General features: G+C 59.0%; 13 protein-coding genes. 6 read left to right on the forward strand and 7 right to left on the reverse strand.

Going from position 1 to position 13,662, the window contains the following annotated elements; translation table 11 throughout:
- The first annotated feature begins 66 nt into the window (after positions 1-66).
- The 3 genes from ACIOWL_RS07145 to ACIOWL_RS07155 all read left to right on the forward strand — a co-directional run bounded on the left by ACIOWL_RS07145 (position 67) and on the right by ACIOWL_RS07155 (position 3,670).
- Positions 67-843, forward strand: a complete 777-nt coding sequence (locus ACIOWL_RS07145; RefSeq protein ID WP_400383076.1) for a cyclase family protein — start codon at positions 67-69, stop codon at positions 841-843.
- Positions 844-940: 97 nt separating this feature from the next.
- Positions 941-2,593, forward strand: coding sequence for a thiamine pyrophosphate-binding protein (locus tag ACIOWL_RS07150; protein ID WP_400383077.1), 1,653 nt, complete (start codon positions 941-943; stop codon positions 2,591-2,593).
- A gap of 87 nt (positions 2,594-2,680) precedes the next feature.
- On the forward strand, positions 2,681-3,670 hold the full coding sequence (locus ACIOWL_RS07155; protein WP_400383078.1) for a hypothetical protein: 990 nt from the start codon (positions 2,681-2,683) through the stop codon (positions 3,668-3,670).
- A gap of 110 nt (positions 3,671-3,780) precedes the next feature.
- Here ACIOWL_RS07155 and ACIOWL_RS07160 read toward each other — a convergent pair whose 3' ends face one another.
- The 5 genes from ACIOWL_RS07160 to ACIOWL_RS07180 form a co-directional block, all read right to left on the reverse strand.
- On the reverse strand, positions 3,781-6,177 hold the full coding sequence (locus ACIOWL_RS07160; protein ID WP_400383082.1) for a bifunctional salicylyl-CoA 5-hydroxylase/oxidoreductase: 2,397 nt from the start codon (positions 6,175-6,177) through the stop codon (positions 3,781-3,783).
- A 66-nt stretch (positions 6,178-6,243) separates the two neighbouring features.
- Positions 6,244-7,875 carry an AMP-binding protein gene (locus ACIOWL_RS07165; protein WP_400383083.1) on the reverse strand — a complete coding sequence of 544 codons (1,632 nt, stop codon included), beginning with the start codon at positions 7,873-7,875 and terminating at the stop codon, positions 6,244-6,246.
- A 61-nt stretch (positions 7,876-7,936) separates the two neighbouring features.
- Entirely contained in the window at positions 7,937-8,821 is an 885-nt protein-coding gene (locus ACIOWL_RS07170; protein ID WP_400383085.1) for an acyl-CoA thioesterase, read from the reverse strand.
- A complete protein-coding gene (locus tag ACIOWL_RS07175) occupies positions 8,818-9,300 on the reverse strand; it encodes a cupin domain-containing protein (RefSeq protein ID WP_400383087.1) in 483 nt (160 codons plus the stop codon). Before ACIOWL_RS07175 ends, ACIOWL_RS07170 begins: the two co-directional genes overlap by 4 nt.
- A gap of 59 nt (positions 9,301-9,359) precedes the next feature.
- Positions 9,360-10,208: a fumarylacetoacetate hydrolase family protein gene (locus tag ACIOWL_RS07180; protein ID WP_400383089.1), complete on the reverse strand. Its 849-nt coding sequence runs from the start codon at positions 10,206-10,208 to the stop codon at positions 9,360-9,362.
- Between the two features lie 131 nt (positions 10,209-10,339).
- On the opposite strand from ACIOWL_RS07180, the gene ACIOWL_RS07185 reads away from it, so the two are divergent.
- Entirely contained in the window at positions 10,340-10,771 is a 432-nt protein-coding gene (locus tag ACIOWL_RS07185; RefSeq protein ID WP_400383091.1) for a RidA family protein, read from the forward strand.
- An 86-nt stretch (positions 10,772-10,857) separates the two neighbouring features.
- On the opposite strand, the gene ACIOWL_RS07190 is transcribed toward ACIOWL_RS07185, so the two are convergent.
- Both ACIOWL_RS07190 and ACIOWL_RS07195 read right to left on the reverse strand, forming a co-directional pair.
- Entirely contained in the window at positions 10,858-11,742 is an 885-nt protein-coding gene (locus ACIOWL_RS07190; RefSeq protein ID WP_400383093.1) for a PaaX family transcriptional regulator C-terminal domain-containing protein, read from the reverse strand.
- A 172-nt stretch (positions 11,743-11,914) separates the two neighbouring features.
- The gene (locus tag ACIOWL_RS07195; RefSeq protein WP_400383095.1) at positions 11,915-12,475 is read right to left on the reverse strand and encodes a purine-nucleoside phosphorylase; all 561 of its coding nucleotides are present in this window, start codon (positions 12,473-12,475) and stop codon (positions 11,915-11,917) included.
- Positions 12,476-12,599: 124 nt separating this feature from the next.
- Here ACIOWL_RS07195 and ACIOWL_RS07200 point away from each other — a divergent pair, with 124 nt between their 5' ends.
- Positions 12,600-13,091: an S-ribosylhomocysteine lyase gene (locus ACIOWL_RS07200; RefSeq protein WP_400383096.1), complete on the forward strand. Its 492-nt coding sequence runs from the start codon at positions 12,600-12,602 to the stop codon at positions 13,089-13,091.
- Positions 13,092-13,227: 136 nt separating this feature from the next.
- Positions 13,228-13,605, forward strand: coding sequence for a hypothetical protein (locus tag ACIOWL_RS07205; protein ID WP_400383098.1), 378 nt, complete (start codon positions 13,228-13,230; stop codon positions 13,603-13,605).
- Positions 13,606-13,662 lie beyond the last annotated feature (57 nt).

The raw sequence follows: 13,662 nt of genomic DNA on the forward strand, positions 1-13,662 counted from the left end.
GACGATCGTCACAGGCGTTCGATATTAGTGCGAGGGTCCAAATTCCAATTTCTGCATGGGAGAAAAATGAGCCAAACAAACATACTTCTCGCTTCCCTGGCATCAGGTACTTTCACGGTTCAGGATCTAACCACTCCGCTGTCCAAAGACACGCCGACTTTAGTTCTGCCCGAGCCATTCGCAAACCTCATAGATTTTAATCTAGAAGAAGTGTCCGCGTACGACAGTCCGGGACCGTTTTGGAAGCACCACAATATTCATACTGGTGAGCACATTGGTACGCACCTAGATGCACCCATTCACTGGGTGACGGGACGGGATGGTAAAGATGTCTCGCAGATCGATCCGAAAAGGCTTGTCGGGGCGGGTGTTGTCCTTGATTTTAGAGACAAGGTGGCAAACAATCCAGACTACCTGATCACCATCGACGACCTAGAAGAATGGCAGAGAAATCACGGCTCGTTCCCGTCGAACGCTTGGCTGTTGTTCCGAACAGGTTGGGATCAGTACGGAAGTGATCGTCAAGCATTCCTCAATGCAGATGAGACTGGTTCGCATACGCCTGGGTTCACGGCCGAGTGCGCGAGGCATATTGCCCTGAATCTGGATATATCGGGCGTAGGAGTCGAAACTGTCGGAATCGACGCGGGCAATGCCGCTCAGCTAGACCCGCCATTTCCAATGCACAATTTTTTGCTTGGCAATGACAAATATGGTGTGACGTCACTGAAGAATCTAGACAAGCTGCCTCTCAGCGGATCCCTAATTGTAGTTGCCCCACTTCCCATCGTTGGTGGAACCGGAGCACCCGCGAGGGTGCTCGCATTGGTTCCCAACGAATAGGCGTTGTTGCAGCCATCACGATCAGGGCTGCCACGCATCATCAGAGTGTCCCATTGCTGTATTCCCGTATGGGGCGCAGAAAACAAAGGAGCGATCCATGAACGTTGCAGAACTAGTCGGAAAAACCCTCGCGGAACTCGGCGTGGGTCATGTTTTTGGTGTTGTCGGCAGCGGCAACTTCACCATTACCAATGCGCTCATTAATCACGGGGTGCCCTATACCGCGGCGCGTCATGAGGGTGGGGCTGCAACGATGGCAGATGCCTATTCCCGTACCAGCGGCGCGGTGGGTGTCGTTTCGGTCCATCAGGGGTGCGGATTGACCAATGCGGCCACCGGCATCGGTGAGGCGGCCAAGTCTCGCACCCCGATGATCGTGCTCGCAGCTGAAGCGGCGCCAAGCGCGGTGTACTCGAACTTTGCCATGGATCAGGACTCGTTCGCGGCCTCTGTCTACGCCGTCTCTGAGCGGGTTCACAGCGCACAGAGTGCGGTCGCAGACACGGTGCGTGCCTACCGCACCGCTGTTAACGACCGCCGAACCGTGGTGCTGAACCTTCCGCTGAATATCCAGGCACTTCCTGCGCCTCACGGAATGGAGGCAACTGAAGTGGCGCCGCGCGAACCGATCCGTCCCTCGCGAGATTCTGTGCGAGCTTTGGCCGTCCTGCTTGAGAATGCGCAACGTCCGGTCTTTGTTGCCGGTCGCGGTGGTCGTGGCGCCAAACAGGAGATTCTTTCCTTGGCCCGCCATACCGGTGCGCTGGTGGCGACCTCGGCAGTCGCCAAGGGATTGTTTAATGCTGACGATTTTGATCTTGGTATTTCTGGCGGTTTTTCATCTCCGCTGACCGCTGAGCTGATTGCCTCGGCAGATCTGATTGTGGGTTTCGGTTGCGCGCTGAACATGTGGACCATGAGGCACGGACACCTGATCGGCAAGGCTGCCAAGGTGGTCCAGGTGGATTTGGACGAACCAGCGCTGGGGGCGAATCGGCCCATCGATCTGGGTGTCGTGGGGGACAGTGCCGAGTGCGCTAAGGACGTGCTGGAGCTATTGCTCGCCCAGAAGACCGCCGTTCGTAAAGGCTATCGCACCCCAGAAGTGAAACAGCGAATCGAGACCCAAGCCCGCTGGCAGCAGGTTGAGTATGCAGATCTGTCCACCGATACGTCGATAGATCCCCGGGCCTTGACCAAGGCTCTGAACGACATCTTGCCGACCGAACGGGTGGTGAGCGTTGACTCGGGCAACTTCATGGGCTACCCAAGCCAGTTCCTCGATGTACCCGACGAAGATGGTTTCTGTTTCACCCAGGCGTTCCAATCGATTGGCTTGGGGCTTTACTCCGCGATTGGTGCGGCTTTGGCACAACCACACCGTCTGCCGGTGCTCGGCACCGGAGACGGCGGGTTCCATATGGCGATCGCGGAGTTGGACACCGCGGTGCGCCTGAAGCTCCCGCTGGTGTGTATTGTCTATAACGACGCGGCTTACGGCGCAGAAGTTCACCACTTTGGCGAGGCCGATGAGGTTCCGGATATGGGTTCGGTAGTATTTCCAGAAACCGACTTCGCCGCCATCGGCCGTGGATTCGGTGCCGACGGGATTACCGTCCGCACCCGCGCGGACCTGGATGCTGTGCAGGATTGGGTGGATTCGAACCCATCCAAACCGCTGGTGATCGATGCGAAAATAGCCTCGGATGGCGGCGCCTGGTGGTTGGCTGAAGCTTTCAAGGGGCATTAGTTATCCCGGTCCCTCACCTGTGCCCTAGGATCTAATTCAAGTGCACTAATCGGTGCACCTAGTGGAGTACTTCCTAGAAAGACCAGTGTGATTCACACCGAGTTTGATTTCAATGAATTATCCGTGGCGTATACCGGCCGGGTTCTTGATGCCGCACAGCGTGTGCGCAATGTTCTGGCACCCTTGGGACTTGTGGGAATCATTGAAGGTCCACACTTCCTGCGCGACACAACCTCGGTCCAGGTTTTACTTGCAGGTATGGAAGATGTCAGTATTCTCACCGGTGACGAGCACGGTGCGGTGAGAACGGTGGCTCTTCGAGAGGCCATCAGCCAACGGCTGGTGGCCTCTCTGGCCGCGTCAGCAGTTTTCCTCAACGATGAGTGTGTCTCCGGAGTGCCGCGACCGGGCGGTGATGATGAAGAGCCTGTCCAGTCATGGGTTGTTTTCGCCGGTGCAGGCCTGCGCGCTGAACACATGGTGATTGCCGCGGCTAAGGACAAAAGCGCACGTTGGCATTATTGGGAAGCGGACGGATGCGGATTTGTGCGATATGCGGGCGAACAGCGTTACCACCGGTTCAGATTCCCGGAAGAATCCGGGGTAGTGGTCGCACTCATTCCCGAGTTCCAAGACATTGATGTTGCAGTATTCGCTAGGCGACAGCGTCACGATTTTGAGTTCAGCGACAACATTTTTCCGCTGGTCTCCTTGGACGAGGGGACCCAGGCCGCACGCCAGCAGGCGCTTGTCTGGAATGACTGGTTTGATCTCAGCCAGGAAACTTTTGACCAGCTGGCCGAATCAACCGGTGTTCCGCGGGCGGCAGCCGAGCTGAAGCGAGGCCTTCAGAAGGGTACTGGGATTTCGGTACTCAGCAACCTGCTGAGGAACCTGAACATAAGCCGTTTGGCCCTAGACTATGCGTTATCAGGGGATACGCCGCAGTCTGCGCAAATCTTTAGTCCTCGGGGGACCTTGGATAAAGTTCGGCTCATCCGAACTGAAACCGCAAGGCGGACTGGATGCAAACCTTCATTCCTCACCGGACTGAAGATGCTCACGTCCGTTCGATAGCGACTTGTGGATACCGTATGAACCAACATGACAGTGCCCACAACTCGTCGAGCAACGGGTCGTGGGCACTGTCCTTGGGGCGGAATCTACAAACTGCGTACGGATCAGGTCTAGATGCTGGGTAACAGGTCGTCGTTTACTGTATCCCTTGTAGGTGTCCAGCGCAGATGGGTTTGCTCGTCCTGGACATTTTCCGCGAGCAGCGACAGGCGCGGGCGGACCGCGTCGGTGCGTGCGCTCGGCGGCTTGCGGCGTCCGGCCTTGAACTGAATCGGCCAGGTGGCTCCCGTTCCCACGTAGTCCTGCTCTGCCGCTGCCTGCAGGGTCCACTGCGGGTTGTACAGGTGGGTGCGTCCCAGCGCCACAAGATCGGCGCGACCTGCCAAAAGGATCGAGTTCACATCGTCGTAGGAGCTGATGGCACCCACGGCAATAACCGTGACTCCGGCGGCTGCGGCAACCTGGTTGCGGATCTTATCGGCAAACGGGGTCTGGTAGCTTCGGCCGAAGGCTGGACGCTCATCGCGGATGATCTGGCCCGAAGAGACATCGATCGAGTTGATGCCGTGGACGATGAATGCCTTGGCGATTTCCAGCGCGTCGTTCTCGGTGTTGCCGCCCTCGGCCCAGTCGGTGGCGGAGATGCGGGCGCCCAGCGGCTTGTGCGCCGGCCACACGGCACGCACCGCGTCCAGTACCTCCAGCGGGAAACGCAGGCGGTTTTCCAGCGAGCCGCCGTATTCGTCGGTACGCTGGTTGGAAAGCGGGGAGAGGAACGAGGAGAGCAGGTAGCCGTGCGCGGCGTGCACCTCAAGCAGGTCGAAACCTGCCTCGTCGGCTCGCTTGGCAGCAACCACAAACTGTTCGCGGACCTCGTCCATCTGGGCGCGGCTGATTTCCACCGGGACGTGGCAGCCCTCGCCGTACGGTAGCGCTGAGGGGGCCAGTACTGCCCAGTTGCCCTCCTCCAACGGCTCGTCAAGTCCTTCCCACATGAGTTTGGTGGAGCCCTTGCGTCCTGAGTGGCCGATCTGGGCACCGATCTTTGCCTGCGAGTTACTGTGCACGTACTGGGTGATTCGTTTCCACGCGGCGCCCTGCTCGTCTGTGTATAGGCCGGTGCAGCCCGGGGTGATGCGGCCGATGTCCGAGACGCAGACCATTTCGGTCATCACCAGGCCGGCGCCGCCCATGGCCTTGGAGCCCAGGTGGACCAGGTGGAAGTCGCCGGGCACGCCGTCGACCGCCGAGTACATGTCCATGGGGGAGACCACCACTCGGTTGGCGAGCTCCAGCTCGCCGATCTTGTGCGGCTGGAACATCGCTGGGGCGACCACCTCGGATCCGTTCAAGCGTGCAAAATCCTGATCCACGGTGGCGGCAAACTCGGGGTCGCGCAGCTTGAGGTTGTCATAGGTGATGCGGCGCGAGCGGGTGAGCAGGTTGAAGCAGAACTGGATTGGGTCCTGGTCCTTGTACTGGCCGATGTTCTCAAACCATTCAAGCGATGCCTGGGCGGCGCGCTGGGTGGATTCAACCACCGGGCGGCGTTCGGTTTCGTAGGCTTCAAGCGCCGCCTGAACCGAGCTGTGCTCGTGCAGGCAGGCGGCCAGAGCCAGCGAATCTTCCATGGCGAGTTTGGTGCCCGAGCCGATGGAGAAGTGCGCGGTGTGCGCCGCATCGCCTAGCAGCACGATGTTCTCGTGGCGCCAGTGCTGGTTGCGCACCGTGGTGAAGTTGATCCACTTGGAATTGTTGGTCAGCACCTCATAGCCGGCCAGCTCGTCCGCGAAGATCTCCTTGATCTTGGACACCGATTTCATGTCGCTCACGCCCGGAGGGAAGACCTCGTTTTCGCTTTCATCGAAGCCGGCGGCGCGCCACACGTCCTCGTGCATCTCGACGATGAAGGTGGAGCCCTGATCGGAGTACGGATAGCCGTGAATCTGCATGGTTCCCGCGTCGGTTTCCTTGACGAAGAACTTGAAGGCCTCGAACACCTGATCGGTCCCCAACCACATGTACTTGGAAACGCGCGGATCCAGGGAAGGCTTGAAGGACTTGGGGAACTTGGCGCGGGTGGCGGAGTTCAAGCCGTCGGCAGCCAGCACCAGGTCGTACTGCGCCATTAGCTCTTCCACCGGCGGGGCGATGGTGGAGAAGCGCACGTCAACACCTAGCTCGATGCTACGGCGCTGCAGCAGCTGCAGCAGCTCCTTGCGGCTCATGGCGGCGAATCCCTGGCCGCCGACGGTGTGCATGGCACCACGGAAGTGGATGTCGATGTCGCTCCAGCGGGCGAAGCGACGAGACATGTACTCGGCGATCACCGGGTCGGCGTTGCCGATGCCGCCCAGGGTTTCGTCGGAGAACACCACGCCGAAGCCGAAGGTGTCGCTGGCCGCGTTGCGTTCCCAGATCGTCACCTCGTGGGCCTCGTTCAGCTGCTTCATCAGGGCACCGAAGTACAGGCCGCCCGGACCTCCGCCGATCACTGCGATTTTCATGGTCTTTGTCCTTTCGCCAATGCCCTTGGGCACTGCGGTCAAAAATTTGTTGGGGTGGACTGCCGGCTAGGACAGCGAATCGGCGTTCAACGCCTCACGCAGCTTGAAGTGCTGCAGCTTGCCGCTGGGATTGTGCGGCAGCTCGTCGACGAAGTGGATTTCGCGAGGGTACTTGTAGGGAGCGATGGTCGCCTTGACGAAGTTCTGCAGCTCCTTGGCCTTGGCTTCGGACTGCTCGGCCCCGTCCACCAGCACCACGAAGGCACATACGATGGAGCCTCGGTTCGGATCAGGGCGGGCGATGACCGCGGTTTCCAGCACTTCGTCGTGCTGGTTCAACGCGTTCTCCACTTCCGGGGCCCCGATGTTGTAGCCGGAGGAGACGATCATGTTGTCGCTGCGGGCCTGGTAGATGAAATAGCCCTCTTCGTCCTTCAGGAACACGTCCCCGGTGACGTTCCAGCCGTCGCTGATGTAGTTCAGCTGGCGTTCGTCATCCAGGTAGCGGCAGCCGGTCGGGCCGATGACCGCCAGCCGGCCGATCTCGTTCGGGCCCAGCTCCTTGCCGTTCTCATCCAGGATCGTGGCGCGGAAACCGGGGATCGCGGTGCCCGTGCGGCCGGGACGGATGTCTTCGCCGGCGGCCGAGATGAACACGTGCAGCATCTCGGTGGAGCCGATGCCGTTGACCAGTTCCAGGCCGGTGGCTTCCTGCACCTGGTGCCAGGTTTCGGCCGGCAGGTGCTCGCCGGCCGAGACGCCGACGCGTAGCGATCGCAGCAGGTCGGCCTTGCCGTTTTTGATGATCGCCCGGTAGGCTGTGGGCGCGGTGAACAGCACCGTCGCTCCGGCCCGGTGGGAGAGCTCGGCCAGTTCCACCGGGGTGGCCCGCTCGGTCAGTAGCGAGCTGGCCCCGAAGCGCAGCGGGAAAACGACCAGGCCGCCGAGTCCGAAGGTGAAAGCCAGCGGGGGAGACCCGGCGAACACGTCGTCCTTGGTGGGCTTGAGGATATGGCGCGCAAAGGTGTCTGCGTTGGCCAGGATGTCCCGGTGGAAGTGCATGGTGATCTTCGGCGTTCCAGTGGTTCCGGAAGTCGGGCCCAGCATCGCCACGTCGTCCGCGGCGGTGTCCACATTCGTGAACTGCCCGGACTTTGCCGCGGCCAGCTCGGCCAGATCCGAGTCCCCCTCGCCACCGAAGGCCACCACGGGGTAGGCGCCATCAGCGGCGAGCACCATGTCCTCGATGAAGCGGTGGTCGCACAGGGCGACTGACGGCCTGGTCAAGTCCGTGATGCCCGCGATCTCCTGGGCGCGCAGCGCGGCCATGGTGGTCACCGCGACGGCCCCCGCCTTGAGCACGCCCAGCCAGCAGGCGACCAGCCAGGCGTTGTTCGGTCCGCGCAGCATGACCCGGTTACCCGGGAGAATGCCGAAGTCCTCCACCAGCATCTGCGCCACCTGGTTGGAGCGGGTCAGCAGCTGCCCGTAGCTGAGGGTGGTTCCGTCGGGCGCCAGCAGGGCCGGACGATCCGCGCCGAAGGCGGCGACGGCGTCGTCGATCAGCACGGTGGCCGCGTTCATCCGGTCGGGGTACTGCAGCTCCGGCAAGGTAAATTCCAGCGTCGGCCACTGTTCGAGTGGCGGTAGATGGTCTCGAGTGAAGCTATCAACGTGGGACGAGGGTGATAGAGGCATGTCGTATCTCCAGAGTTCAATTCGTCGGGTGCGGAACGTGAACGAGTAGTGGGTGAATGAACTAACCGCGCGGGCCGCGAATCATTCCCTCTTGGGCGACGGTAGCCAGAAGCTTGCCGTCCCGGGAGTAGAAACGTCCCAAGGCCAGGCCGCGGTTGTTCTGGCTTGAGACCGCTTCCTGAACGTAGAGCACCCATTGATCCACCCGGCCTTCACGGTGGAACCACATTGAATGGTCCAAGCTTGCGGTGCTCAGGCCCTCGGTGCGCCAAGGCAGTTTCAGGCTACGCAGGATCGGTTCAAGGATGGTGTAGTCGCAGACGTAGGTCAGAGCCGCCCGCTGAATGATCTTGTCATCCGGCAACGGCGAGAATGCCTTCACCCAGACCGCCTGATGCGGCTCGGTGTGTCCTTCAACAGACAGATAGACCGGGGAAGGAACATGCCGCATCTCGAAGCTACGCCCGGTGGACCAGTACTCGGCGTCCGTGCCCTCCGCGCCGGCCAGCGCCTGCGCGGCGCTGTCAAGCGACTCCGGATCCAGATCGAAGGAGCCCTCCGGGGCTTGAATGGACAGGTCCGGGCCCTGCTCCGGCACGTGGAAGGAGCCCAGGGCAGAGAAGACCGGCTTGCCGTTCTGGAACCCGCGCACCTGGCGGGTGGAATATCCGCGGCCGTCGCGCAGGTGCTCCACTTCGTAGCGCACCGGCTCGTGCATGTCGACGGGGCGCAGGAAGTAGGAGTGCATTGAGTGCAGCTCGCGGTCATCGTCCACCGAGCGCATCATGGACATGGCGCCTTGGGCCACCATGTCGCCCCCGTAGGCCTTGGGCCATGGCGCGTACTGCGGGGTGGCATTAAAAGCCTGATCAAAAACTTCCGGTGTTGTTTCGGTGAGTTCGATGGCTTTCAGGAAGGTCTGGGAATCCAGGGTCTGGGAGTTCATACTCGGCGGTACCCTTCCAACGATGCGTCATCAACGTCGTCCAGATTGACCACAATGTTTTCTGGCGTACGGGCGGTGAGCCAGACAAGTTCCTCGGTGACCGACATGTTTGCTTCGACGTGCGGCATGAACGGCGGTACGAATACCCAGTCGCCTGCGGCCATGTCCAGATACTGCTCGTAGTTCTCACCGAAGTAGATCCGGCCGTGGCCACGCAAGACGTAGCCTCCGGTTTCTGCCTCACCATGGTGGTGCGGAAGTGAACGGTAGCCCGGAGTGTTGGAGACCTGCCCGAACCAGATTTTGGTGGCCGGGGTGTGCTGGATACTGACGCCGGAGACTCGAACGCAGTCGCCGGACTGAGCCGTGTTGGTGTCTTCTTCTCCAGACCGGGTGACAACTGGGACCACTACACCGTCTGCGCCGGCATATATTGAGTTGTCGCCTTCGGTGCGGTAGACCATTGGTGTTTCAGTCATGGTTTTTCTCCTTTGGAAATGTGAGCTGAAGTATAGGGTGAAGCGAAGGAACCCAGCGGTTAAGCGTCGGCCGAGACGCGCAGGGTGAATGTGTTTACCAGTTCGCCGATGCCCGGAATTTCGGTGGAGAGCACGTCTCCCGAGCGAAGGAAACGCGGTGGGGTCATCCCCATGCCGACACCTCCCGGAGTTCCGGTGAGCACCACATCCCCGGCACGGAGTGTCGTGAAACTGGAGATATAGGACAGTAGCGATGCTGCCGCGAAGACCAAGGTCCGGGTGTTTCCGCGCTGGACTTCTTCACCATTGATCCGACAGATCACCTCGACACCGGCGACCGGGTCGAGCTCGTCCGGGGTTACGAGGTAGGGGCCAAGTGGGGTGGTGCCGTCAAAAGCCTTGCCTTGAAACCATTGGAGGGTCCGGCGTTGCCAATCGCGCATGGAGATGTCATTTGCCACCGTGTAGCCGGCGATCGCCTCGAGTGCGTCCTTTTCGGTTGCTTGGCACAGGGTAGAGCCAACCACCACCGCCAACTCGGCTTCCCAATCGACTGATTCGGAGTTTTCGCTGAAAATCTGTGCATTCGGATCCGTGAGCGTATCGGCGAATTTGGCGAAGAGGGTGGGGTATTCGGGCAGCTCGCGACCCATTTCCAAAATATGGTCGGAGTAGTTCAGCCCGCAGCAGATGACCTTGGTTGGGGTCGGGATCGGATTGAGGATGGTTGCCTCGTTAGCCGCGATGAAATTGCTTGATCCCGAAACAACGGCTTGCCGTGCAAGATTCCGCCACTGCTCGTCCCGGAGGAATTCGCTGAGGTTTTGGGCCTGCAATGGAACATAACCGCCGTCGACTACCACGGCCGCCAAGCGCTGCGTTTTGAATTGAATCGAAGCAAGTTTCATTGTGTGCTTTCTCCCTGAGACCAATGTATCGACTTTTTTACCGCCGTCACTTATGCTCAATGTAGCACGCATCACAATTTGTGCGCTAGACCTAATTTGGATATCGCATCGAATCTCTGAAGGGGATCATCATGGCCGAAACTACAGTCTTTGAAAACCTCACCGTCAACCCAGAATCTCTGCCAAAGCCCTCTGGCTATGCTCATGGAATCCGTGCAGGTGAGACTGTCTACCTAGGCGGTCAAACAGCTCTGGACAAAAACATGCAGATTGTTCCCGGTGGGATCGTGGAGCAGTTTAGGCAGGCGTTCGGGAACGTGCTGACCACTTTGGAAGAAGCAGGAGGCCAGCCAGAAGACCTAGTTTCGGTCACGATTTACCTCACGGATGTTGATGATTACATGGCCAACGGTCGGGAGATTGGCAAACTGTGGCGCGAAATGGCAGGGCGTAAGTACCCGGCGATGGCCGGCATCGGCGTTAGCCGGCTATGGCAAGAGGAAGCGCTCATCGAGATTCAGGGAGTTGCTGTCATTCAAACCCGGCAACAAGGACGGTCGTAGAACCTACAAAAGCAGCTCGCCTTCCTGCTCATCATGTGACCAGGGAGGCGGGCTGCTTTGGGTACCGCCGCGATACCTATCGGAATTTAGACTTCGGCCGTAGCCTGGGTGCTGATGACATGCTCGGCATGACGAGCTGCCTTGTCTCCCAGGATCTTGTGGAGTTGCCCAAACAGTTCGGATGCTGCAATCGCATTCCAGTCTTCGGGTAGGAGCTCGCTGGGCAACCCGGGGTCCGAATAGGGCAAGCGACGCCATTGAGTGATCAAGATGAGGTAGTCAGCAAATGCCTCGGAGTCCCGTCCAGCGAGGTCCTCTGATGCTGTCAAATCAGTCCACTTCTTGAGCAGCGGTTGGTTGTTCTCCAGAAATTCCGAATACAACAAATCTAGGGACTCAAGGTCCCACCAGAGACCTACATTCTTGGCAAGTTCATGCGTGCCTATATGGTCTGCGAGAAAAAACTCAAAATAGTTTGCCAAGTCATGGCGTTCGAAATAGGAGAGCGCTTCATTTTTGAGATGTTCCGGTGCGATCCACAACCCCGGCGCAACGGCACCAAACCCCATACGAATCAGAGTGGAACGAATCTTGTGTCGGATATTTCGCTGCGACTCGGGTACTGTGAACGTTGCCAGCAACCAGCGACTCGTAGCTGTTGCCCTACGCGGGGAAAAAATCCGTTCATCGCCTTCGGCAAAGGCGACAAGCGCTGAGTTTGAGAGTGCGTAGCCGTTCCTGTTGTTGACCTTGACGCTGTCAATGATTCCACGTTTCTTTAGCCGGGAAATCGACGAGCGTACACCAGCCGATTCAACACCAACGTCATTCATCAATGAAATGATCGTTGACACCTGCAGCTCGCCACCATGGGCACGAGCATAGAGCCCGAAAAGCGAAATGATGAGTTGATGGTGGCGTGGCGTTGATAGTTCGCTGCCACCATTTGGTTGCTCGGTCCGTGGCGTCATGCGCTCACTGTATCGAATGGGAAGCCTGATCAACCATGAAAGCGGTGTCGTTTCGCGTGTTTCGTTGGTTTAACGCCCACTAGAGCTCGACTACAACGTCATATTTCAGGCTGCTGTGCCCGGCCGAATATCGATGCGCTATTCGGCCATTGGGCATCTGGAGCCTTGAATCCTAACGCAGATTCTTGTCAAAGAACTCGCGCAACTGGAAGCTCTTCTGCTTGGCGATCTCATCCCAATCATCGATGGATGCCGAGCTGTCTGCGTAGTCGGAGGGGATTTTGAAGATCTGTAGCGGCACATTGAATCGCTGGCAGATGCTCGCGTAGGCGTAGCCTTCCATATCCACTAGCGACGCTCCGAGCCCGGAAATGTGGATGCGCTGCTCATCGTCAGAGACAAAGACGTCGCCGGTCGCCATGGTGACCTGAAGTTCTGGCAAAAGAACCTCGCCGGTCGGATCAACATCTGCAGAGGGTAGCGGGAAGTCGTGCTGGATTAGCTTCGTCACCTGGTAAATGGTGTCCAAGCTCGGGCGATCCTCGCCCGCGTGGCCAACTACACCTGCGGTTCCCAGTACGATGACACGCTCAACCGAACCATCTGCGAGTTCCCCGGCCAGAGCAACGGATGCGTTGACCTTCCCGACACCTGAGATGACGTGCTCGACATCCGTAAACGCCACAGCCTCGTCGCTATGGGCAAAAACGAGCAAGGTCTTATTGTCCGACATGAAGTTCCCTTCTGAGAAGTCAATCCGGGGTTCGCTGGCGTTCCCGAGAGTCTGTAAAAGTCTAACGGTTACGGTTCATTAACCATCATCACGGTGGGGGATAGTGAGCGGATAGACTTTGAACATGAGTGATATTGAACTTGCAGAAGTTGAGAGTTTCGCGCTGGATCACACCAAGGTGAAGGCGCCCTACGTACGCAAGATCGGCGTTGAGCGCGGCCCCAAGGGTGATGCTATTTCCAACTACGATATCCGTTTCGTTCAGCCGAACCACGGCGAGATTCCAACGGCAGGGTTGCACACCATTGAGCACACCCTGGCGGGGCTGATCCGCACCCGCTTCGAAGGGCTGATCGACTTCTCGCCATTTGGCTGCCGTACCGGCTTCCACCTGATTGCCTGGGGCGAACCGACCCCGGAACAAGTTGCCACCGCGATCAAAACTTCACTCGAGGACCTGGTGGAAAAGGTGACCTGGGATGACGTGCCAGGCACCGAGGCTGTCAGCTGCGGCAATTACCGTGACCACAGCCTGCACTCGGCCAAAGAATGGGCCAAGGTGATTCTGGAGCAGGGTATCAGCCTCGATGCCTTTGACCGCAGCAACATCGCCTAGTCTGTAGTATCCAAGAGCATCGAATCCCGGCTCTGCCTCACGGTGGGGCCGGGATTCTGTTTTTGCCGGTCACCGGTGGCCAGCGGAACAGCAACGACCCAGCGCATACCCAAGTTGTGTGGGTAGCATTAAAAACATGCGAAAAGTTTTGTCCTCAGCCGCAGTTCTGTTGTTTCTTTCCGTGGCGGCGACCGGATGCGCAAACTTCGACGCGGCCGCCACCTCGCCAGTTAGCGACGCCTGTAGCGCGGCGATCCAGAGCCAGAACGAAGCATGGTCAGATACAGACTCAACGAATGAGCAGCTTCAAGCGGCCGAGCTGACGGGTCTCCAGGAGTGCAAAAACATTGATGAGTGGAGCACCGCGGTGTCCTACAACCCGGGTTCCATGGGTTATGACGTGTTGAGCACCGAAGAAGCGGCCAACCTTGTTTATATGGCCTGCGAAAGCGGCGATGTAGAAAACCTGACACCGGTGTGCGCGGACGCGGCTGGCCGAGGTTACTTGAACTGACCATTGCTCTGCGCGTTCCGGGCAACACACAGCAGCGACTTCGTGTACCGCTACGCC

It is taken from the genome of Glutamicibacter sp. NPDC087344 (genome assembly GCF_044744225.1).
Lineage (GTDB): Bacteria > Actinomycetota > Actinomycetes > Actinomycetales > Micrococcaceae > Glutamicibacter.

Coding starts and splice junctions, on each gene's coding strand:
- ACIOWL_RS07145 (WP_400383076.1), top strand. CDS start 67: ATGAGCCAAACAAACATACTTCTCGCTTCCCTGGCATCAGGTACTTTC.
- ACIOWL_RS07150 (WP_400383077.1), top strand. CDS start 941: ATGAACGTTGCAGAACTAGTCGGAAAAACCCTCGCGGAACTCGGCGTG.
- ACIOWL_RS07160 (WP_400383082.1), bottom strand. CDS start 6,177: ATGAAAATCGCAGTGATCGGCGGAGGTCCGGGCGGCCTGTACTTCGGT.
- ACIOWL_RS07165 (WP_400383083.1), bottom strand. CDS start 7,875: ATGCCTCTATCACCCTCGTCCCACGTTGATAGCTTCACTCGAGACCAT.
- ACIOWL_RS07170 (WP_400383085.1), bottom strand. CDS start 8,821: ATGAACTCCCAGACCCTGGATTCCCAGACCTTCCTGAAAGCCATCGAA.
- ACIOWL_RS07175 (WP_400383087.1), bottom strand. CDS start 9,300: ATGACTGAAACACCAATGGTCTACCGCACCGAAGGCGACAACTCAATA.
- ACIOWL_RS07180 (WP_400383089.1), bottom strand. CDS start 10,208: ATGAAACTTGCTTCGATTCAATTCAAAACGCAGCGCTTGGCGGCCGTG.
- ACIOWL_RS07185 (WP_400383091.1), top strand. CDS start 10,340: ATGGCCGAAACTACAGTCTTTGAAAACCTCACCGTCAACCCAGAATCT.
- ACIOWL_RS07190 (WP_400383093.1), bottom strand. CDS start 11,742: ATGACGCCACGGACCGAGCAACCAAATGGTGGCAGCGAACTATCAACG.
- ACIOWL_RS07195 (WP_400383095.1), bottom strand. CDS start 12,475: ATGTCGGACAATAAGACCTTGCTCGTTTTTGCCCATAGCGACGAGGCT.
- ACIOWL_RS07200 (WP_400383096.1), top strand. CDS start 12,600: ATGAGTGATATTGAACTTGCAGAAGTTGAGAGTTTCGCGCTGGATCAC.
- ACIOWL_RS07205 (WP_400383098.1), top strand. CDS start 13,228: ATGCGAAAAGTTTTGTCCTCAGCCGCAGTTCTGTTGTTTCTTTCCGTG.